Below are 18,774 nucleotides of genomic sequence, written 5' to 3'. Positions count from 1 at the left end.
GACCGCCATGTCCGGAGCACGGATGAACGACCAGCACGACCACCGCGACGTCGATGCATCGGGGGAGGGGGCGGGCGGCCCGCGGACCCTGTGGGTGAGCGGCGCGGGATCCGGCGTCGGGCGCGCCACCGCCGTCGCCGCGGCCCGCGACGGCTGGCACCTGGTGCTCTCGGGCCGCCGCCTCGAGCCGCTCGAGGAGACGCGGGCGCTCGTCGACGACCTCGGGTCCACCGCGGTCGTCGCCCCGCTCGACGTCACGGACGACGCCGCGCTCGCCGCCGTGGTCGCGGGCCTCGACCGGCTCGACGGGGTAGTGGTGGCGGCCGGCCTGAACGCCCCGCGCCGGTCGTGGGCCGAGCAGGACCTCGCCGACTTCGACCGCATCGTCGCGACCAACCTCACCGGACCCGCGCACCAGGTCGCCGCCGCGCTGCCGCTCCTGCGCGCCTCCGGCGGCACGGTCGTGCTCGTCTCCTCGTACGCCGCGTGGACGCACTCCCCGGGCGCCGGGGTCGCCTACAGCGCCTCGAAGACGGCGCTCTCGACCCTCGTGCGCGACCTCAACGCGCAGGAGGCGGGCGCGGGGATCCGCGCCACGCACCTCTGCCCGGGCACCATCGACAGCGACTTCCTGGCGCTCCGCCCCACCGTCCCGGACGCCGCCGAGCGCGCCGCGATGCTCGCGCCCGACGACGTGGCCCGCGCGGCGATGTTCGTGCTCGCGTCGCCGCCGCACGTGCGGATCGACGAGCTGGTGCTCTCCCCGATGTCGCAGCGCGGCGGCTTCTGAGCGGCACCGGCGCGCCGGATCCGCCCTCCCCCTAGTCGATCGTCTGGGAAGGGAGTTGAGTGGTCCTCCGTCACGCCGAGGTGACCCACAGGAGGCACAGCATGAGCACGAGCGAGCGCACGCGCACCGACGGGGACGCCATGCGGCGCGGTCTCCTCTCCTTCATGGCGGCCCCGCCGCCCGCACCGAGGCTGGATGACGCCACCGTCGCGCGGCGCTACCCGCGGCTCCGCCTGCAGGTGTTCATGGGCATCTTCATCGGCTACGCGGCCTACTACCTCATCCGCAACAACGTGCCCCTGGTGGCGACGATCCTCCGCGACGAGAACGGCTTCAGCGCCCTCGGCCTCGGGATCCTCACCAACGGCGTGCTGCTCGCGTACGGCTTCAGCAAGTTCCTGAGCGCCATCGTCAGCGACCGCAGCAGCGCCCGCTGGTTCCTGCCCATCGGCCTGCTGCTGTCCGCGCTCGCGAACCTGGTGGTCGCGTTCGTGCCCGCCGTCGGGGCGTCGGTGGCGCTCTTCGCCGTCGTGATGATCGTGAACGGCTTCTTCCAGGGGATGGGCTGGCCGCCGTCCGGCCGCACCCTGGTGCACTGGTTCTCCACCTCGGAGCGCGGCGGGAAGACCGCCATCTGGAACGTCGCCCACAACGTCGGCGGCGCCGGCGCGGGCGGCCTCGCGGGACTCGCGATCGCGACCTTCGGCACCTGGCAGAGCGCGTTCTGGTTCCCGGCGCTCGTCTGCATCGTCATCGCGCTGATCGCCTTCGTGCTCCTCCGCGACACCCCCGAGTCCGAGGGCCTGCCGCCCATCGAGGAGCACCGTCACGACCCCGCGCCCGTCGAGACCGACGCGGCCGACGAGGGCGCGTCGACCTGGTCGACCATCCGCCGCTACGTCATCGGCAACCGCACCATGGTGAACCTGGCGCTCGCCAACGTCTTCGTCTACACGCTCCGCTACGGCGTGCTCGTCTGGGCGCCGATCTACCTGGCCGACGTGCGCGGCGCCAGCCTCGGCGAGGGCATCGCCGGGTTCTCGCTGTTCGAGCTCGCGGGCATCCCCGGCACGCTGCTCTGCGGATACATCAGCGACAAGGTGTTCCGGGGGCGGCGCTCGCCCACGGGGATCCTCTTCATGGCCGCGGTCGGCGTGGCCGTCGCCATCTACTGGCTCTCGCCCGCCGACGGCCCGCTCTGGGTCTCGCTCGCGGCCCTCGTGCTCATCGGCGGCCTCATCTACGGCCCGGTCATGCTCATCGGCCTGCAGGCGCTGGACCTCAGCCCCCGCAGGGTCGCCGGCACCGCGGCCGGGTTCACGGGCCTGTTCGGCTACGTGCTCGGCGCGACGCTCGCCTCCACGGGCATCGGCGCCTCCGTCCACGCGTTCGGCTGGGACGTCACCTTCGTGCTGATCCTCGTGTGCGTGGCCCTCGCCATCGTCCTGCTGGCGATCGTCGGCAAGGACGAGTCGGCGCTGCGCCGCCGCCGCGAGGAGCGCGGGGACATCGCGGCCCGCTGAGGCCGCTGACGCCCGGTCGTCCGCCGGTCCGCCCGCTCGTCGGGCGGGCCGGCGTGTCAGTCGCCCCCTCCGCCACCGCCTCCGTCGGATCCACCGCCCCCGTCGGACCCGCCGCCGCCGGATCCGCCGTCCGTCGGCCCGCCGTCCGACGGCCCGTGGTCCGTCGCAGGATCGGCGTGGTGTCCGTCGCGGTCTCCGGAGGGGGACCCGTCGGAGGACGAGACGGCCGCGGCTCCGCCGCCGTCGGCGGCAGCCGGATGACGGGATCGGCCGGTCGACCGGGTGGAGCCGGAGCCGGAGCCGGAGCGCCCGCCGCGCCTGCGGAGGGGCAGCACGCCGAGGCCGAGGATCACGACGATGACCGCGGCGATGATGACGGCGGAGGCGTCCATCAGCTCGCGCCCGGAACCACGATGCCGCGCTCGTAGGCGAACACGACGGCCTGCACGCGGTCGCGCACGCCGAGCTTGAGCAGGAGGCGCGAGACGTGCGTCTTCACGGTGGCCTCCCCGAGGTAGAGCCGCTCGGCGATCTCCGCGTTGGCGAGGCCCTCGGCGAGGAGGCGGAGCACCTCCAGCTCGCGGTCGGTGAGGGTCGCCACGCGCGGGTCCGTGGGGATCACCGGCGCGGCCGACGGCGCGGCGTCTCCGGGGGCGTCGGCGCCGGATCCGCGGCCGAACCGCTCGATCACCCGGCGCGTGACGTCGGGGGAGAGCAGCGCGTCGCCGCGCGCGATCACGTGCACGGCCTCCACGAGCGACTCCGGCGACGCGCTCTTCAGCACGAACCCGCTCGCGCCCGCGTCGAGCGCGGTGAAGAGGTAGTCCTCGCGGTCGAAGGTGGTGAGCATGAGGACCCCGGCGGTGATCGCGGGGTCCTGCACGATGCGGCGCGTGGCCTCGAGCCCGTCGACGCGGGGCATCTGCACGTCCATGCAGATGACGTCCGGACGGAGCTCCCCGGCGAGGCGCACGCCCTCCTCGCCGTCGGCCGCCTCGCCGACCACCTCGATGCCGTCCTCGCTCTCGAGGATCACGCGGAAGCCCGCGCGCACGAGCGCCTGGTCGTCGACCAGCAGGACGCGGACGGGGGCGACGGTCTCGGCGGTCATGCGCGGCTCTCCTCGGGTACGGGGACGGGGACGGGGACGGGGTCGGGTGCGGGTGCGGGTGCGGGTGCGGGCACGGAGGCGGGCGCGGTCACGGGGACGGTCGCGGGCGCGGGGCTCGCCGCCGCGGATGCGGGCCGCGTCGGCAGGCTCGCGCGCACCAGGTAGCCGCCGCGGGCCTTCGGGCCGATCTCGATGGATCCGCCGACCGCGGCCACGCGCTCCCGCATGCCGCGCTGCCCGAGTCCGCCCGGACCCTTCCGTGCGGGCGCGGCGGCGCTCGACGTCGCGGCGCCCGCGGGACCCGCATCGCTCACCTCCACCTCGACGCGGTCGGCGAGGTACCGCAGGCGCAGGTCCACGCGCGCCCCCGTGCCCGCGTGCTTCCGCACGTTCGTGAGCGACTCCTGCGCGACCCGGTAGACGATGAGGTCCACGGTCGGGGCCAGCGGCCGGGGCGTGCCGATGGTGTCGTACGCGACGCGCAGGCCGGCGCCGCACGCGTCCGCGACGAGCTCGTGCAGCTGCTCCACGCCGCGCGTCGACGCGGTCCGCGTCTGGTCGCCGTCCACGCCGCCGTCGCCCGACCCGGTGCCGTCCTCCTCCTGGCGGAGCGCGACGAGCATCCGGTGCAGCTCCTCGATGGCGCTGCGCGCGTTGTCCTCGACGATGCCGAGCGACGCGGCGGCCTTGTCGGCGTCCCGCGCGAGGACGCGCCGGGCCGCGCCCGCATGCACCCCCATGACGGAGACGTGGTGCGCGACGACGTCGTGGAGCTCACGGGCGATGCGCACGCGCTCGAGCGTGACCGCCTGCTCGGCGACGCGCTCCCGCTCCCGGGCCAGCTCCTCGGTGCGCGTCTCGAGCGCGCACCGGTCGCGCGCGGAGGCCCACGCGCGGTCGCCGAAGTACCAGGCGCCGCCGAAGTAGAGGAGGTTCGTGATGATCGAGACGAGCCCGGCCGCGACCGGCGCGGGCACCCACGCGTCGTCCGGTGCGGACGCGAAGCTGGAGCCCGAGAGCGAGAAGTACCCGGACGTCTGCAGCAGCGCCGCGAAGAGCCAGGCGAACATGCCGACCACGACGATCCCGCGCACGACGTTGGCGCGCAGCCGGTTCCGCCCCCACGCGCCGAGCGAGTACATGGCGATGAACATCGCGATGTTGGAGAAGAGCACCTCGGGCACGAACTGGTAGGCCCCGACGATGAAGGTGGCGCCGACCACCAGGGTCACGGCCTCCGGCTGCAGGCGGCGGAAGGCGAGCGTGCCGGTCATGAGCAGGATCCACGCGCCGATGACCCACAGCGGCGGGCGCGACGGGTACATGCCGATCGCGTAGTAGAGCGTGCGGCTCCCCGTGGTGCACACGAGCATCACGAGGGCGAGCATCAGGTCGAAGCGGAGGCCGGCGCGGTCGGGGCGCGGGCGCACCCAGAAGCGGTCGACGCTGTCGGGGGCGGATGCGGCGCTCATCCGCCCACGGTATCGACGCGGTCGGGCACGCCGCATCCGTCGGATGACGGAACGGGGCCGGCGGCAGCGCGTCAGCCCGCCGCGGGATCGGGTGCGGGGTAGCGGAACTGCATCCCGATGGCGCCGATGCTCCCCGTCCACACCATGTCGGCTCCGCGCCGGTCGAGGGGCGGACCGAGGGGGTCGATGGAGTCGGCCAGGCCGAGCTCGGCGATCCAGTCCTCGATGATCTCCTGCCGGCTGTCGCGCGTGTACGCGTCCGCCGAGCCGATGAAGTGGACGAAGTCGGCGTCGCCGAGCCGCCATGCCAAGGGGCGCAGGCCGCGACGGCAGCCCTCCTCGTTCCAGGCGACGGCGATGAGGAGCTCGATGTCCTCCCGGCGGAGGAAGCGCGGTCTCGGAGGATGCGGTGCGTCGGGCATGGACGTCTTCTCGATCGTCGTGCGGCAGTGATCAGGCACGTTCACGTGAGGGCGTTGCGGGACGGGCCACCGAGTCCGAGCCCGGCGTGCTCGCGAACGCCTACCGGGCCCAGCTCACATCCGTCGGCTCGGGTACGACGGCTGCTGTGTTCGCGACCACGGCTCCGGCTGATGCGCTCCGGCGGCGTGGCACGACGTCCCCAGCATCGGGTAATGACTCGGGACTGATCGAACCATAGGCCGGATCCGCGCCGGGCGCCATGGCCGGCGGTGAAGTGGGGTGCACCTGCCGCCGGTGACGGGAGGCTGTGGACGGACACGAGGATAGGCCGCATAGGTCAACCGGTGGCAGACTGGCGGCTCGGGCGCATCCGCCCGACCGTCTCCCCCGCACCGTCGCGGATCCCTCCTCCGCGTGCCATCCGCCCGCCGCGAGGCGCCCGACCCGTCCCGCGCCCTCGTCGCCCGCTCCTGCGCCCGCCGGCCGGATCCGCTCGCACCACCGCCGACGCCCGCGTCGGCATGAGAGGACCCATGTCCGACACCACCGCATCCGCCCGCCCGGCGTCGGGCGGCGCCGACGCGTCCGCCGCGCCCGGCTCCGGCCGGCCCGCCGCCCCCGTCGTCTCGCGTCGCGCCTGGCAGGCGCTCATCGTGCTGCTCGCCGGCATGTTCATCGCGCTGCTCGACACCACCATCGTGAACGTGGCGCTGCCCACGATCCGCACGAGCCTCGACGCCTCCGAGTCGACCCTGAGCTGGATCATCTCCGGCTACGCGCTCGCGTTCGGTCTGGCGCTCATCCCCGCGGGACGCCTCGGCGACCGCTTCGGGCACAAATGGGTGTTCGTGACCGGCATCGCGCTGTTCACGCTCGCGAGCCTCGCGTGCGGCGTGGCGCAGGACGACCTCCAGCTCGTGATCTCCCGCGTGGTGCAGGGACTCGCGGGCGGCCTGTTCGTGCCGGCGGTGACCGCCTTCATCCAGCTGCTGTTCCCGCCGCAGGTGCGCGGCAAGGCGTTCGCCATCATGGGCGCCGTCATCGGCGTCTCGTCGGCGCTCGGCCCGATCGTGGGCGGCCTCATCATCCAGGCGGCGGGGGAGGAGTCGGGCTGGCGCCTGGTCTTCTTCGTGAACCTGCCCGTCGGCCTCGCCACCGTCGTCGCCGCGGTATTCCTGCTCCCCAGCCGCCGCGTGGCGGAGGAGGTCGCGGGCGACGTGCGCGCGCAGTCCGGCCAGCGGTCCGGCGCGCAGGCGGGCGGGGCCCCGGCCCCCGCGCAGCCGACGTCCTCGGGCGTCGACATCGTCGGCATCCTGCTCGTCAGCGCGGGCCTCGTGGCCCTGCTCGTGCCCCTGATCGACGGCCAGGACCAGGGCTGGCCGCTGTGGACCTACCTCTCCCTCGCGGGCGGCGTCGTGCTCCTCGCCCTCTTCGGCGCCTGGGAGGTCGCGCAGACGAAGCGCTCGAAGAGCGTCCTCGTGCCGCCGCACCTGTTCACGCACCCCGCCTTCACGGGCGGCGTGATCCTCGCGATGGTCTACTTCGCGGCCTTCACGAGCATCTTCTTCACCATCTCCATCCTCTGGCAGTCGGGTCTCGGCAACACCGCGCTCGCCTCGGGCCTCGTCTCCATCCCGTTCGCGATCGGCAGCATCGTCGGCTCCTCGCAGAGCAACCGCCTCACGAACCGCCTCGGGCGGAACGTGCTCGTGATCGGGACGGCGCTCGTGAGCGTCGGCCTCATCTGGCTGTGGCTCGTGCTCCTGAACACGGCCGCCGCCGACCTCACCAGCTGGATGCTCCTCGTCCCGCTGCTGCTCGCGGGCGTCGGCAACGGCCTCTTCATCGCCCCCAACGCGCAGTTCATCGTCGCGACCGTCGACCCCGCCGAGGCGGGTGCGGCCTCCGGCGTCATCGGCACCGTGCAGCGCGTCGGATCCGCCGTCGGCATCGCCGTCATCGGCAGCGTGCTCTTCGCGGGCGTCGCCGGCGCCGGGATCCGCGGACCGCAGATCGGTGCCGCAGGCCTTCACCGACGCGTCCGCGTCGGCCATGGGCGTCAGCGCGATCTTCGCCGTCGTTGCCTTCGCGCTCGTGTTCGCCCTGCCGCGGCGGGTGTCGCGCGGGCACTGACCCGAGCGCATCCGCGACCGGGTCTCGACACCGGGCGGTGGGGGAGGAGCGTCATCCGCATGACCACCTTCCTCACCTGCCCGGTCGCGAGCGTCGAGCGCGCGACGGCCTTCTACGCCGCCCTCGGCTGGACCCTCGAACCCGCCATGTCGGGCCCAGACGTGTCGTGCTTCACGTTCGCCCCCGGGCAGTCCGTCATGCTCGGCAGTCGCGAGATGTACGCGCGCGTCGGCGGCACCGAGGAGCTGATCGGCGGCCCCGACACCCCCTCCAAGGTCACCGTCTCCTTCGACCTGGACAGCCGCGAGGCGGTCGACGAGCTCGTCGAGCGGGCCCGGGCCGCGGGCGGCCGGATCGGCGACACGGACGACTACGACTTCATGTACCAGCGCCAGTTCGACGACCCCGACGGGTCCGCTACTCGCCGTTCTGGATGAAGCCGGCCGCCGGAGGCGCCTAGCCCGCTGCGCCGATCCGCTCCCGCAGCCGCGCGAGCGCGTCGGCGGCGCCGTGCAGCACCGAGATGTGGCCGTCACCCGGCCGCACGACGAGCTCCGCGCCGGGCACCCGGTCCGCGAGCCAGCGCGCATGGCGACCGGCGCGATCCGGTCGGCGTCGCCGTGCAGCAGGATCACCGGCACGCGAGCGTCCGCGAGGTCGACGCCCCAGTCGGCGACGAGCGCCAGGTCGTCGTCGACCATGCCGCCGGGTCCCGCATCGAAGCCGCGGGCCGCGACGCCGTCCAACCACGCCCAGTCCGTCTCGAGCGCGCGCAGGTCGCCGTCGGTGAACATGGCCGGGTCGAACTCGGAGGCGGCGAGCGCGGCCTCCAGCTCCTCCCGGCCCGCGACCGCGGCCGGAGCTCCCGCTCGCCGCCCGCGTGCATGCCGGCGAACCAGTCGAGCCCCTCGGCCTCGACGGGGGCGAGCGCCGCCCCGCAGACCGCGCCGAGCACGCGGTCGCCGAGCGACGCCGCGGCGGCGAGGGCGAGCACGGCGCCGCTCGAGTGGCCGAGCACCGCGAACCGGTCGATCCCGAGCGCGTCCGCGACGGCCAGGTCGTCGGCCGCCGTGGTCGCGACGGTGCGGCCGGGGTGCCGGGTGGATCCGCTCCCCGGGCCGGTCGTGGGAGATCCACCGGATGCCGCGGGCCTCGGGCGCGTCGATGAGCGGCTGGGGCGGCGGGCCGACGTTCGGCGTGCCGTGGTGGTACGCGACGACCGGTCGGGGCGGGCATCGTCGCCGGGCCCCGTGTCGTAGCAGTGCAACGTGCGGCCGTCCGGCAGCCGCAGGTCCATCTCGGTGAGCATGCGCCGAGCGTAGGCCGGGGCGGGGCAGCCGACCAGCGTCGGATCGCGACGGGGGCGCGGTCGCCGGCGCACGACGGTGACAGGATCGACGGCATGGACGAGGCGCGGGACGGCGAGCTCCGGGAGCTGCGCCGCCGCGCCTACGGGCCGGCGTCCGACCTCGATGACGCGGAGCTCGACCGCCTGCGGGAGCTCGAGGCGGGGCAGGGCGCGACGGCGGCGACGGTCGTGCCGGATCCGGTGGACGCGGCCCAGCGTGACGTCGCACCGCGGGTCTCCTCGGGGCGGCACGCCGCCGTGGCGCACGACGCGCACGACGGCTCCTCCGACCGCGACCGCGACCGCGACGACGACGACCGCGACGACGACGACGCCCGCGACGCCCCTCCCGGCGCCCGACCCCGGATCCGCCGCCGCACGGCGGTGCTGTGGGCCGCGTCCGTCGTGGTCGCGGTCGGCGCGACCGTCGGGCTCTCCTCGGTCTCGAGATGGGCGGGCGCGAGGTCGGGGTCGTCGCCCTCGACCCCGACCGAGCGGTGCCCTCCCGCTGGGACGACTGGTACCAGGACGCGGCGACCGGCGTGGGCGACTTCCGGGGCCTCACCGTCATCGGCCTCGTCAACCCCGAGGACGACTCCCGCTGCGTGGCCGTGGTCGCCCCGCGACCCGCCCGCACCGGATCGCCGGTCGGCGGCTGCGAGGCCGGCTCGTTCCCGGCTCGGGCCGTGCTCACGGTCGACGACGACATGCCCGCTGACCTCCTCGAGGCGTTCACCGAGGGCACCGCGCTCGAGTTCGTGCTCGACGGCTCGTCGGTCCGCGTCACCGCGGGCTAGGCGGCCGGCCCGGACGGGGGCGGGTCGCGCCGCGGCGCCGGTGACAGGATCGGGGGATGGACGCCGTCGACCACGCCGAGCTCGTCGAGCTCCGCCGTCGCGCGTACGGGCCGGGGCGCGACGTCGCTGCGGTCGACCTCGATCGGCTCCGGACTCTGGAGGAGCGCGCCGTCGCCGCGTCGACGGCGGCCGACGCGGGTCCTGCGGCCGAGTCGGAGGCGGAGCCCGTGGCCGGGACCGATGCCCGGGTCGATCCCGATCCCGATCCCGGGGCCGGTCCCGCCCTCGCGGCGGCCGTTGCCGGCACCGCCGTCCTCGGATCCACGCTCGCGGCGCCGCCCGGGCGGGAGGTCGCGGTGGTCCGGCTCGACCCGGACCTCCCGCTCCCCGAGCACATGCGCGACTGGTTCGGTGGCGACGAGACGGGATCCGCGCCCTTCCACGGCCTCACCGTCGTGCGGCTCGCGAACGACATGTCGGCCTTCCCCGACCGGGGCCGGACGTGCCTGTCGATCCAGCCGGAGCGCGCGGCGATGGGGACGACCGAGGGCGGCGGCTGCAGCGCGGGCCGCTTCGGCGCGTCCGCCCCAGCTCGTGGTGAACTTCGGTGCGCCCGAGGAGCTGCGCGAGGTCTACCCGGTGGGCACCGCCCTGCTGTTCGACCTGCGGGCGAGCTCGGTCCACGTCCGGGCCGACGACCTCGCCCGCCTCCCGACGCCGGCGTCCGCGCGCTGACCGGCCTTCGCGGGGCGCCCGGCGCGGGCGCCGGCGCCGCTCAGCCGAGCAGCGACCGCATGCGGGCGTAGAACTCACGCGGGTCGCCGCTCAGGGAGTCCTTCACCATGCGGCTCCAGTCGTCGACGACGACCTCGATGGAGCGGGCGGCCAGGCCGTCAGAGGGACGCGCGCGGCACGTCGCGCGGGCTGATCATCGGGCCGTCGTAGCCGGCCATGATGTCGGTGTCCGCTGCCCCGAGGTGCACTGCCTGCACGAGGGTGCCCTGCTCGGCGAGCTCCAGCCGCACCGCGTTCGTCATGTTCCACTCGGCCGCCTTCGCCGCCGCGTAGCCGCCGGCGCCGGACGTGGAGAACCAGGACAGCGCCGACAGGACGTTCACGATCGCGCCTCCGCCGTTCGCGGCGAGCACGGGCGCGAACGCGCGGATGACGCCGAGCGTCCCGTAGAAGTGGGTGTCCATCTCGCGGCGGATGTCGGCCATGTCACCCGTGACGAGGGCGGCGCCCGTGGAGATGCCGGCGTTGTTGACCACGAGCGTCACGTCGGACGCGGTGCGGGCGGCGGCCGCGACCGAGGCGGGGTCGGCGAGGTCGAGGCGCAGCACCTCGACGCCGGGCACGTCGACCGCCTCGGGCCGACGGGCGGTCGCGTAGATCTTCCGCGCGCCCCGCGCGAGGAGCTCCTCGACGAAGGTGCGGCCGATGCCGCGGTTGGCGCCGGTGACGAGGGCGACCTGATCCTGGATGTCCATGCGTGCTCTTCCTCCCGCCGCTCGCGCTGGTCGGCGAGGCGGCATCGCCTACGCTAGGAGTTGACGTCGACGTGAAGGGCAAGTCCGCCCGCCGATCGGCGCCATGACGGGAAGAGGGCGGCATGCTGCGGATCGGCGAAGTGGCGGGGCGCGCGGGCGTGAGCACGCGGGCGCTCCGGTACTACGAGGAGCAGGGCCTGCTGCCGGCGGAGCGCACCCCGAGCGGCCAGCGGATCTACGCGGAGGCCGCCGTCGAGCGGGTGCGGCTCATCCAGCGCCTGTACGCGGCGGGGCTGCCGAGCCGCACGATCCTCGCGTTGCTGCCGAGCGTCGACACCGGCGTCGCCGCCCCCGGGACCATGGAGCTCCTCCGCGCCGAGCGCGACCGCATCTCCGCGGGCATCGCCGAGCTCGAGCGCGCCCGCGAGGAGCTGTCCCGGGTCATCGAGATCTGCCAGCACCCCACGCCGGAGCACTGCCCGGCGCTCCGCGACGGAGCTGCGGTGGATGCGGGCACGCGCGCGGAGATCGTCGCCGCCTGACGGAGGCGCCGTAGCCCCCCCCGCGAGCGGCCTCCCCGAACGGCAGGCCCCGTAGCGCGTCAGGGCGCGGGCACCAGCCAGACCGCCGTGTCCGGCGGGAGCACGTCGCCGACGGAGCCCGTCGAGCTCAGCACGACCCGGCGTCCGGGCGGCAGCGGCACCGGATCCGTCCCGAACGCGATCCAGCACTCGAGCGGTCCGCGTCGGAAGGCGAGCGCGTCGGCCGGGCTGGGCAGCCACACCAGCGGCTCCGTCGGCATGACGAGCTCCCGGCGCGCCGCCAGCAGCCGCCGGTAGTGCGCGAGCGTCGACGCGGGATCCGCCTCCTGGCGCTCGACCGTGAGCCTCGCCCACTCGTCGGGCTGCGGCAGCCACGGTCCCGGGCCGCCGTCGGGGACGCCGGTCGAGAACCCGAACGGCGTCGCGGACCCCGACCAGGGGATCGGCACCCGGGAGCCGTCCCGCCCCGGGTCGGTGCCGCCCGAGCGGAGGTGGATGGGGTCGTGGCGGCGCGCGTCGGGGATGTCCTCCACCTCGTGCAGGCCGAGCTCCTCGCCGAAGTAGAGGTAGGCGACGCCGGGCAGGGCCATCGTGAGCGTGACGGCCGCGCGGGCGCGGCGGCGGCCGAGCTCGCGGTCCACCGGGTCCACCCCGAACCGGGCGCGCTGCTGCTCGTTCGAGGCCCGCACCTCCGGCTGCTCCCGGCCGTAGCGGGTGGCCTGCCGCACCACGTCGTGGTTCGTCAGGGCCCAGGCGCTCGGCGCGCCCGTGTCGGCGGCCTTCGCCAGCCCCTGGTCGATGACCCGCCGCCAGGGTCCCGCCCGGAACGCCGTGTGCAGCGGCTCGAACTCGAACGCGGTGTGCAGCTCGTCGGGCCGGAGGTAGAGCGGCAGGCGCTCGGGCCGCGCCACCCAGGCCTCGGCGACGAAGATCCGCGGCGGGTCGTAGGAGTCGGCGACCCCGCGCCACTCCCGGTACACGTCGTGCACCTCGTCCTGGTCCCAGCCGGGGTGCGCCTCGGTGCGGCGGTCGGCGCCCCGGCCGTCGGGGAGCCCGGCCGCCTTCGCCAGCCCGTGCGCCACGTCGACGCGGAAGCCGTCGACGCCGCGGTCGAACCAGAAGCGCAGCACGTCGACGAACTCCGCGCGCACCTCGGCGCTCGTCCAGTCGAGGTCCGGCTGCTCGGCGGCGAACAGGTGCAGGTACCAGGCGCCCGGGCGCCCGTCGGGATCCGTGGTGCGGGTCCACGCGGGGCCGCGGAAGCAGCTCTCCCAGTCGTTGGGCGGCAGATCGCCGTCCGGTCCCTGCCCCTCCCGGAAGTGATAGCGCGCCCGCGCCGCCGGGTCGCCGGCCAGCGCGGCGCGGAACCAGGGGTGCGCGTCGGAGGTGTGGTTGGGGACGATGTCGAGCAGCACCCGCATCCCGAGGCCGTGCGCCTCGGCGATCAGGGCCTCCGCGTCGGCGAGCGTGCCGTAGGCGGGATCCACGTCGCGGTAGTCCGCCACGTCGTACCCCGCGTCGACCATCGGCGACGGGTACCAGGGGTTCACCCCAGATGGCGTCGACGCCGAGCGCGGCCAGGTACGGCAGCCGGTCGCGGAGGCCCGCGAGGTCGCCCACGCCGTCCCCGTCGCCGTCGGCGAAGCTGCGGAGGAGCACCTGGTAGACGACGGCCGAGCGCCACCAGTCGGCCTCCGCCGCGCGCTCGGAGGTCATCCCTTGACGGCGCCGCCGCCGAGGCCGGCCACGAGGTACTTCCGCGCGAAGACCGCGATGAGCACCACGGGGATCACGAGCGCGATGCTCGCCGCCGCGAGCGTCTGGTAGGTGGAGATGTCGTCCGCGCCCTTCTGGGCGGCGATGAAGACCGGGATCGTGACGGCCTGGTTCTGCGTGAGCGTGAGCGCCACGAGGTACTCCTGGAACGCGACGAGGAGGGTGAACACGCCCGCCGTCACGAGGCCGGGGCCCATGAGCGGCACGATCACGCGGCGGAACGCGCCGAAGCGGCTGCAGCCGTCGATCATCGCGGCCTCGTCGAGCTCGGTCGGGATGTCGCGGAAGAACCCGACGAGCAGCAGCAGCGTGAACGGCATGTTCACCGCCACGAGCGCGGCGACCAGGGCGATCTTGGTGTCGTAGATCCCGAGCGCCTGGCTCATCTCGTAGAACGGCAGCACCACGGCGAACCGCGGGATCGTCCGCAGCACGACGGCGAGCACCAGCAGGATCGGCCCGACGACCCCGCGTACCGGGCGAACGCGTACGCGGCGGGGGCGCCGACGACGAGGGCGACCACCACCGTGAGCCCGGCCACGATGAACGTGTTGACGAGCACCTCGGCGAACAGGGTGCCGCGCCACAGGTCGACGAAGGCGTCGAGGCGCGGCTCGAAGATCCACGTCGGCGGGTTGGTGAAGGCGTCCTGGAACGGCTTGACGGCCGTGAGCAGCGCCCACAGGAACGGGCTGAGCGCGACGATGACGATGACGACGAGCGCGGCGCCCGCCCACAGCGAGCCGATGCGCTCGCGGCGCCGGCGCTCCCGCGCGGTGAGCGTGCGGCCGGATCCGGTGGGGCCGTCGCCGCGGGGCACGCGGGTCCGGCCGGTGGGCACGAGCGGGGTGGATGCGGTCATGCGGCCCGCGCCCCCTTCCAGGTCTGTCGGAGGAACGGGATCAGCAGCACGAGCGTGATGACGATGGTGACCACGTTCACCGCGCTCGCCACCCCCAGCCGGTACGACTCCCCGAGGGCCACCTGGTAGACGAACACCATGAGGGACTCGGTGCCGACGCTGCCGGCCGCCGGGGTGATGATCCGGATCGAGTCGAACACCTTGAGGCTGTCCATCAGGCTGATGAGCGTCACGAACGAGAACAGCGGCGCGAGCAGCGGCACGATCATGTACCGCTGGCGCTGCCACCAGCCGGCGCCGTCGAGCTGCGCGGCTTCGAGCGGCTCCTCGGGGAGCGTCTGCAGGCCCGCGAGGAGCACGAGGATCACGAAGGGCGTCTCGTGCCAGAGGGCGTGCAGGCCGATGAGCACCCGGGCGGGCCCGGTCTCCGTGAGCCAGTCCACGTGGATCCCGAACACCGCAAGGCCCTGGTTCACGACGCCGCCGAAGATGTCGTTGAAGAGCCAGGAGAAGTTGAGCGCGCCGATGACCGTGGGCACCACGTAGCTCGCCATGAGGAGCCCGAGGATCACCATGCGGCCCCGCTCGATGCGGTTCAGCAGCAGCGCGATGCCGTAGCCGACGATGAGCTTCGCGACCGTCATGACGATCGCGTAGGTGATGGTGAACGCGGCGTCCCGGCCGAAGCGGCGGTCGGTGAAGATCTCGACGTAGTTGGCCACGCCGTTGAAGACGCCCGGCTGGCCGACGGGCACGTTCTGGAAGCTCCAGACGAGGGTCGTGATCAGCGGCACGATCAGGAGCCCCGCCATCAGGATGATGGCGGGGGCCGTGAACGCGGCGAAGGTCTTGAGCCTCATGCCCGGCTGCCGGGCGCGGAGCCCGGACGGGTGCCGCTGCGGGTGGATCCGCGCATCAGGGCGCGAAGCCCGCCGTGGCGATGGCCTGCACGGCCGCCGCCTGCAGCTGCGCGGCGCCGTCCGTGGAGGACAGCGTGCCGTCGACGACCTGCGCGAGGATCGGCGCCATCGCGGCGAACACGTCGGACATGTACGGCACGAGCGGCAGGCCGTTCGGCTTCTCGCTCTCGAGCACGTCGCGCGCGGCCTCCTCGAACGGGAGGTCGGCGGCCTGCGCCTGCGTGGTGCGGGCCGGGATCGTGGCCTTGGCGGCCTCGGTCGCGGCGTCCGCGCCGGTCGCGACGCCGAGCAGGTCGAAGAGGAGGTCCTTGTCGACCTCCGAGTTGGCGGCGATCGAGAGCCCGTCGACCGAGAGGCTGGTGGCGGGGGTGCCGCCCTCCTGCACGGACGGCGGCACGGCGAAGGCGAAGTCGTCGAAGTTCTCCGTCTGGCCCTCGTCGAGCAGCGCGGAGACGCGCCCGGCGAACAGCATCGACATGGCGGCCTGGCCGGTCTGCAGCTGCGTGATGACCTCGGGCGACGACCACGAGGTCGACTGCGAGCTCATCTGCTGGTACGTGGCGCGGAGGGTGTCGAGCGCGGCGATCGACTCGGGGGTGTCGAGCGTCGGGGTCGCGGATCCGTCCTCGAACCAGGTGCCGCCGAGCGAGCCGAGGTACTGGTTGTAGGCGCTCGAGTTGTCGCCGGCCGCGTTGAAGGGGAGGGCCAGCGGGTTCGCCATGCCGGTCTCCGTGCGGATGGTGTCGGCGGCGGCGTACATCTCCTCGAACGTGGTCGGCACCTCGATGCCGAGGTCGGAGAGGATGTCCTCGCGGTAGATGAAGATGATCGTGCCCCAGAACGTGGGGATGCCGACCTGCTTCCCGTCGTACTGCAGCGACTCCAGGAGCGTCGGGTCGATGTCGTCGATGGCGAGCTCGTCGCCCGCGTCCGCGATGCGGTCGTCGAGCGGCTCGATCCAGCCGCGCTCCGCGTAGAGCGGGTAGACGGTGCCGTAGACCTCGACGAGGTCGTAGCTGGGGTTCGCGCCCGACATGGACTGCACGGCGCGCTGGTTCTGGCCGCCGAAGTCGGTGGTGGGCGCGTTGACCGTGAGGTTCCCGCCCGTGCAGCCGGTGGCGATCGCGTCGGTGAACGGGTTCGTGGAGGGGCTGTTGTAGGAGAGGACGTTGACGGTCGTCTTCGCGTCCGGCTGCGGGATGTCGCAGGCGACGCCCGCGCCTCCCACGTCGGCGCCGGCGCCGCAGCCGGTGAGGGCGACGGTCGCGGCGGCCACCGCGGCGCCGAGCGCCAGGCGGATCGGGCGGCGTCGCCGGCGGGTGGTCGAGGGGGCTGTGTCGCGCATCGGAGTCCTTCGGGGTGCGGGTCGCGCGGGGCGACGGGACGAGGAGGATGCACGCGGGCGTGCGGTCCGGGTGGTGCCCGACCCCGGCGGGCGCTCGTGCCGGGATCGCCGGCCGCGACCCCGACCCGCACACGGGTCGTTAGTCCACAAACTACGGATGCACCCACGGACTGTGTGCCTTCGCGGCTGACGCCCAGGAAGGCGAAAGGCGGCGTGCGCCGTCGGGACGAGCGGGAGCCGGCGCGCTCGGCCGGGCGGGGCCGGAGGATGCGGGATGCGCCCTAGGGGCGCTCGTCGACCACGCCGACGAACCGGCTGCCGATGCCGTCGACCTCGCGCCGGGCGAGGCCGAGGGCGGGCTCGGGCAGCTCGTCGGGGGAGTGCCGCTCGCACGAGAGGTAGGAGAACTCCGGCCACCACTTCTTGGGGCGCACGGCCTCCGTGAAGCCGCAGACCTCGCAGGTGAGCTGCACCCACACCGGGCCGCTTGCCGGTGGCGTTGGCGCGGGACTGCGCGAGCCAGGGCGGCGGATCCTGGTCCATCGCGGCGATCTCGGACTCCGGGACGCGGCCCGGGATGCCGTGGCGCGTGGCCATCTCCAGCGGGATGCCCAGCCGCAGCGCGGCCTCTCGTCTCGTGATCATGTCGCTCCAGGGTACGCGGCGACGCCCCGCCCTTGAGCATCGGCTGAGATGGATTGCGCACAACCTTGTTCCGTGGCAGGCTCGGACCATGCCCGATGCGACCCCCCTCGACGACGCGACGGCGACGCCCGCGCGCATCACCGACGAGCTGGTGTGCTTCTCGCTCTACACGGCCTCGCGGTCGACCACCCAGGCGTACCGCGCGCTCCTCGCGCCGTGGGGCCTGACGTACCCGCAGTACCTCGTGCTCGTCCTCCTCTGGTCGGGCGACGACCGCACGGTCACCGAGCTCGGGCAGCAGCTCGACCTCGACTCCGGCACGCTGTCGCCGCTGCTGGCGCGGATGGAGGAGGCCGGCTTCATCGCCCGCCGCCGCGTCTCCGCCGACCAGCGGGTCGTCACGGTGTCGCTCGCCGAGCGCGGGCGCACGGTGCGGGCCGAGCTCGGGCACGTGCCCGCGGCGGTCATCCGCGGGATGGGACTCGACCTCGACCGCGCGCGGCAGCTCCTCTCCACCCTGCACCTGCTCACCGCGGGCATGCAGGAGACCACGGCGGACGCGCTCGCGCACCCGGCCGTCCGGCCCGCCGAGGCGTCGACCGCAGCGCCCGCCCCCTGATCCCCCCCCACCACCACCACCCCCGGCCGCGCCACCCGCGCGGCCCCGGCCCGCCCCCGCGGCCACGATCGGAAGGAACCACATGGACGCCCTGTACACCGCGGAGGCCCTCGCCACGGGAGCCGGCCGCAACGGCCGCGTCGCCGTCAGCGACAGCGACCTCGCGCTCGACCTCTCCATCCCGAAGGCCATGGGCGGATCCGGCGAGGGCGCGAACCCCGAGCAGCTCTTCGCCGCCGGCTACGCCGCCTGCTTCCACTCCGCCCTGCAGGGCGTCGCGCGCGGCCGCAAGGTCTCCATCGCGGACTCGAGCGTGGGCAGCCGCGTGAGCATCGGGTCCGATGGGCAGGGCGGCTACCAGCTGGCCGTGCATCTCGAGGTCGTCATCCCCGGGGTCGAGCACGACCTCGCGCAGGAGCTCGCCGACCAGGCGCACCAGGTCTGCCCGTACTCGAACGCGACCCGCGGCAACATCGAGGTCGTCGTCACGGTCTCGGACGACTGATGACCGGCTCCACCCGCACGTCCTTCCTCCGCACGGCCGCCCGCGTCGTGCTCGGCTCGTTCCTCGCGTTCGCGGGCATCACGCACCTCACGGTCGCGCGCGAGGAGTTCCGCGCGCAGGTGCCGAAGTCGCTGCCGGTGCCCGAGGACGTGACCGTCGTCGGATCCGGCGTGGCCGAGATCACGCTCGGCTCGGCGCTGCTCTTCGCGCGCTCGCGCCGTGGTCTCGCGGGCTGGGCCGCCGCCGCGTTCTTCACGGCGATCTTCCCCGGCAACATCGCGCAGTACGTCCACCGCCGCGACGCCTTCGGCCTCGACACCGACGGCAAGCGCCTCGGCCGGCTCTTCTTCCAGCCGGTGCTCGTCGCGGTCGCGCTCTGGTCGACGGGGGCGCTGCGCCGGCGCTGATCCGCCTGCCGCGGCGGCGGTGCGTCCCTCGGCGAGGGGCGCGCCGCCGTCCGCGTTCCCGCGCCG

General features: G+C 74.2%; 19 protein-coding genes and 3 pseudogenes. 9 read left to right on the top strand and 13 right to left on the bottom strand.

The window, feature by feature from the left end:
* Positions 1–7 precede the first annotated feature (7 nt).
* The gene (locus ACZ411_RS06875) at positions 8–790 is read left to right on the top strand and encodes an SDR family oxidoreductase (RefSeq protein WP_464169458.1); all 783 of its coding nucleotides are present in this window, start codon (positions 8–10) and stop codon (positions 788–790) included.
* 101 nt (positions 791–891) lie between these two features.
* The gene (pgtP, locus tag ACZ411_RS06870) at positions 892–2,313 is read left to right on the top strand and encodes an MFS transporter (RefSeq protein ID WP_104290982.1); all 1,422 of its coding nucleotides are present in this window, start codon (positions 892–894) and stop codon (positions 2,311–2,313) included.
* A 56-nt stretch (positions 2,314–2,369) separates the two neighbouring features.
* On the opposite strand, the gene ACZ411_RS06865 is transcribed toward pgtP, so the two are convergent.
* From ACZ411_RS06865 to ACZ411_RS06850, 4 genes are all read right to left on the bottom strand, one after another.
* A complete protein-coding gene (locus ACZ411_RS06865; RefSeq protein WP_464169456.1) occupies positions 2,370–2,705 on the bottom strand; it encodes a hypothetical protein in 336 nt (111 codons plus the stop codon).
* Positions 2,705–3,424, bottom strand: a complete 720-nt coding sequence (locus ACZ411_RS06860) for a response regulator (RefSeq protein ID WP_094114892.1) — start codon at positions 3,422–3,424, stop codon at positions 2,705–2,707. The genes ACZ411_RS06865 and ACZ411_RS06860 overlap by 1 nt, the downstream gene beginning before the upstream one ends.
* A complete protein-coding gene (locus ACZ411_RS06855) occupies positions 3,421–4,896 on the bottom strand; it encodes a sensor histidine kinase (RefSeq protein ID WP_464169453.1) in 1,476 nt (491 codons plus the stop codon). Before ACZ411_RS06855 ends, ACZ411_RS06860 begins: the two co-directional genes overlap by 4 nt.
* A 71-nt stretch (positions 4,897–4,967) precedes the next feature.
* Complete coding sequence (locus ACZ411_RS06850) at positions 4,968–5,318, bottom strand: hypothetical protein (protein WP_104290980.1); 351 nt, start codon at positions 5,316–5,318, stop codon at positions 4,968–4,970.
* Positions 5,319–5,852: 534 nt separating this feature from the next.
* Between ACZ411_RS06850 and ACZ411_RS06845 the strand changes: the two genes are divergently transcribed.
* The gene (locus ACZ411_RS06845; protein WP_464169451.1) at positions 5,853–7,889 is read left to right on the top strand and encodes an MFS transporter; all 2,037 of its coding nucleotides are present in this window, start codon (positions 5,853–5,855) and stop codon (positions 7,887–7,889) included.
* A 194-nt stretch (positions 7,890–8,083) separates the two neighbouring features.
* On the opposite strand, the gene ACZ411_RS06840 is transcribed toward ACZ411_RS06845, so the two are convergent.
* Positions 8,084–9,076: an alpha/beta fold hydrolase gene (locus ACZ411_RS06840; RefSeq protein ID WP_464169449.1), complete on the bottom strand. Its 993-nt coding sequence runs from the start codon at positions 9,074–9,076 to the stop codon at positions 8,084–8,086.
* A 173-nt stretch (positions 9,077–9,249) separates the two neighbouring features.
* Here ACZ411_RS06840 and ACZ411_RS06835 point away from each other — a divergent pair, with 173 nt between their 5' ends.
* Both ACZ411_RS06835 and ACZ411_RS06830 read left to right on the top strand, forming a co-directional pair.
* The gene (locus tag ACZ411_RS06835; protein ID WP_464169447.1) at positions 9,250–9,597 is read left to right on the top strand and encodes a hypothetical protein; all 348 of its coding nucleotides are present in this window, start codon (positions 9,250–9,252) and stop codon (positions 9,595–9,597) included.
* Positions 9,598–9,653: 56 nt separating this feature from the next.
* Positions 9,654–10,403, top strand: coding sequence for a hypothetical protein (locus ACZ411_RS06830; protein WP_464169445.1), 750 nt, complete (start codon positions 9,654–9,656; stop codon positions 10,401–10,403).
* On the opposite strand, the pseudogene ACZ411_RS06825 reads toward ACZ411_RS06830, so the two are convergent.
* Positions 10,373–11,087 (bottom strand): annotated as a pseudogene (locus ACZ411_RS06825) (SDR family oxidoreductase). The gene ACZ411_RS06830 and the pseudogene ACZ411_RS06825 sit on opposite strands and share 31 nt — an antisense overlap.
* Before the next feature lie 122 nt (positions 11,088–11,209).
* On the opposite strand from ACZ411_RS06825, the gene ACZ411_RS06820 reads away from it, so the two are divergent.
* Positions 11,210–11,629 carry a MerR family transcriptional regulator gene (locus ACZ411_RS06820; RefSeq protein ID WP_464169443.1) on the top strand — a complete coding sequence of 140 codons (420 nt, stop codon included), beginning with the start codon at positions 11,210–11,212 and terminating at the stop codon, positions 11,627–11,629.
* Between the two features lie 59 nt (positions 11,630–11,688).
* Here ACZ411_RS06820 and ACZ411_RS06815 read toward each other — a convergent pair whose 3' ends face one another.
* From ACZ411_RS06815 to ACZ411_RS06785, 7 genes and pseudogenes are all read right to left on the bottom strand, one after another.
* The gene (locus tag ACZ411_RS06815; protein WP_464169441.1) at positions 11,689–13,179 is read right to left on the bottom strand and encodes a glycoside hydrolase family 13 protein; all 1,491 of its coding nucleotides are present in this window, start codon (positions 13,177–13,179) and stop codon (positions 11,689–11,691) included.
* A gap of 52 nt (positions 13,180–13,231) precedes the next feature.
* Positions 13,232–13,345: pseudogene (locus tag ACZ411_RS06810) on the bottom strand (hypothetical protein); the annotation flags it as partial.
* Entirely contained in the window at positions 13,342–13,839 is a 498-nt protein-coding gene (locus ACZ411_RS06805; protein WP_464169439.1) for a carbohydrate ABC transporter permease, read from the bottom strand. The gene ACZ411_RS06805 and the pseudogene ACZ411_RS06810, both read right to left, overlap by 4 nt.
* Positions 13,788–14,267, bottom strand: coding sequence for an ABC transporter permease family protein (locus ACZ411_RS06800; RefSeq protein ID WP_464169437.1), 480 nt, complete (start codon positions 14,265–14,267; stop codon positions 13,788–13,790). Before ACZ411_RS06800 ends, ACZ411_RS06805 begins: the two co-directional genes overlap by 52 nt.
* The gene (locus ACZ411_RS06795) at positions 14,264–15,127 is read right to left on the bottom strand and encodes a carbohydrate ABC transporter permease (RefSeq protein WP_043674404.1); all 864 of its coding nucleotides are present in this window, start codon (positions 15,125–15,127) and stop codon (positions 14,264–14,266) included. Before ACZ411_RS06795 ends, ACZ411_RS06800 begins: the two co-directional genes overlap by 4 nt.
* Positions 15,128–15,182: 55 nt before the next feature.
* Entirely contained in the window at positions 15,183–16,532 is a 1,350-nt protein-coding gene (locus ACZ411_RS06790) for an ABC transporter substrate-binding protein (protein WP_094114903.1), read from the bottom strand.
* A 281-nt stretch (positions 16,533–16,813) separates the two neighbouring features.
* A pseudogene (locus tag ACZ411_RS06785) lies at positions 16,814–17,177 on the bottom strand (hypothetical protein).
* Positions 17,178–17,265: 88 nt separating this feature from the next.
* Between ACZ411_RS06785 and ACZ411_RS06780 the strand changes: the two are divergent.
* From ACZ411_RS06780 to ACZ411_RS06770, 3 genes are all read left to right on the top strand, one after another.
* On the top strand, positions 17,266–17,796 hold the full coding sequence (locus ACZ411_RS06780; RefSeq protein WP_464169433.1) for a MarR family winged helix-turn-helix transcriptional regulator: 531 nt from the start codon (positions 17,266–17,268) through the stop codon (positions 17,794–17,796).
* An 82-nt stretch (positions 17,797–17,878) separates the two neighbouring features.
* Positions 17,879–18,301, top strand: a complete 423-nt coding sequence (locus ACZ411_RS06775) for an organic hydroperoxide resistance protein (RefSeq protein ID WP_094114906.1) — start codon at positions 17,879–17,881, stop codon at positions 18,299–18,301.
* Positions 18,301–18,708 carry a DoxX family protein gene (locus ACZ411_RS06770; RefSeq protein ID WP_464169430.1) on the top strand — a complete coding sequence of 136 codons (408 nt, stop codon included), beginning with the start codon at positions 18,301–18,303 and terminating at the stop codon, positions 18,706–18,708. Before ACZ411_RS06775 ends, ACZ411_RS06770 begins: the two co-directional genes overlap by 1 nt.
* Positions 18,709–18,774: the final 66 nt, after the last annotated feature.

The organism is Clavibacter sp. AC415 (genome assembly GCF_979252985.1).
Note: the sequence above shows the minus strand (reverse complement) of the source record. Positions and strands in the feature narration are given on the sequence as shown.

Bases quoted from the DNA above. Each gene is read 5' to 3' on its own strand.
- ACZ411_RS06875 (WP_464169458.1), top strand. From the start codon at position 8: ATGTCCGGAGCACGGATGAACGACCAGCACGACCACCGCGACGTCGAT.
- pgtP (WP_104290982.1), top strand. From the start codon at position 892: ATGAGCACGAGCGAGCGCACGCGCACCGACGGGGACGCCATGCGGCGC.
- ACZ411_RS06865 (WP_464169456.1), bottom strand. From the start codon at position 2,705: ATGGACGCCTCCGCCGTCATCATCGCCGCGGTCATCGTCGTGATCCTC.
- ACZ411_RS06860 (WP_094114892.1), bottom strand. From the start codon at position 3,424: ATGACCGCCGAGACCGTCGCCCCCGTCCGCGTCCTGCTGGTCGACGAC.
- ACZ411_RS06855 (WP_464169453.1), bottom strand. From the start codon at position 4,896: ATGAGCGCCGCATCCGCCCCCGACAGCGTCGACCGCTTCTGGGTGCGC.
- ACZ411_RS06850 (WP_104290980.1), bottom strand. From the start codon at position 5,318: ATGCCCGACGCACCGCATCCTCCGAGACCGCGCTTCCTCCGCCGGGAG.
- ACZ411_RS06845 (WP_464169451.1), top strand. From the start codon at position 5,853: ATGTCCGACACCACCGCATCCGCCCGCCCGGCGTCGGGCGGCGCCGAC.
- ACZ411_RS06835 (WP_464169447.1), top strand. From the start codon at position 9,250: ATGGGCGGGCGCGAGGTCGGGGTCGTCGCCCTCGACCCCGACCGAGCG.
- ACZ411_RS06830 (WP_464169445.1), top strand. From the start codon at position 9,654: ATGGACGCCGTCGACCACGCCGAGCTCGTCGAGCTCCGCCGTCGCGCG.
- ACZ411_RS06820 (WP_464169443.1), top strand. From the start codon at position 11,210: ATGCTGCGGATCGGCGAAGTGGCGGGGCGCGCGGGCGTGAGCACGCGG.
- ACZ411_RS06800 (WP_464169437.1), bottom strand. From the start codon at position 14,267: ATGACCGCATCCACCCCGCTCGTGCCCACCGGCCGGACCCGCGTGCCC.
- ACZ411_RS06795 (WP_043674404.1), bottom strand. From the start codon at position 15,127: ATGAGGCTCAAGACCTTCGCCGCGTTCACGGCCCCCGCCATCATCCTG.
- ACZ411_RS06790 (WP_094114903.1), bottom strand. From the start codon at position 16,532: ATGCGCGACACAGCCCCCTCGACCACCCGCCGGCGACGCCGCCCGATC.
- ACZ411_RS06780 (WP_464169433.1), top strand. From the start codon at position 17,266: ATGCCCGATGCGACCCCCCTCGACGACGCGACGGCGACGCCCGCGCGC.
- ACZ411_RS06775 (WP_094114906.1), top strand. From the start codon at position 17,879: ATGGACGCCCTGTACACCGCGGAGGCCCTCGCCACGGGAGCCGGCCGC.
- ACZ411_RS06770 (WP_464169430.1), top strand. From the start codon at position 18,301: ATGACCGGCTCCACCCGCACGTCCTTCCTCCGCACGGCCGCCCGCGTC.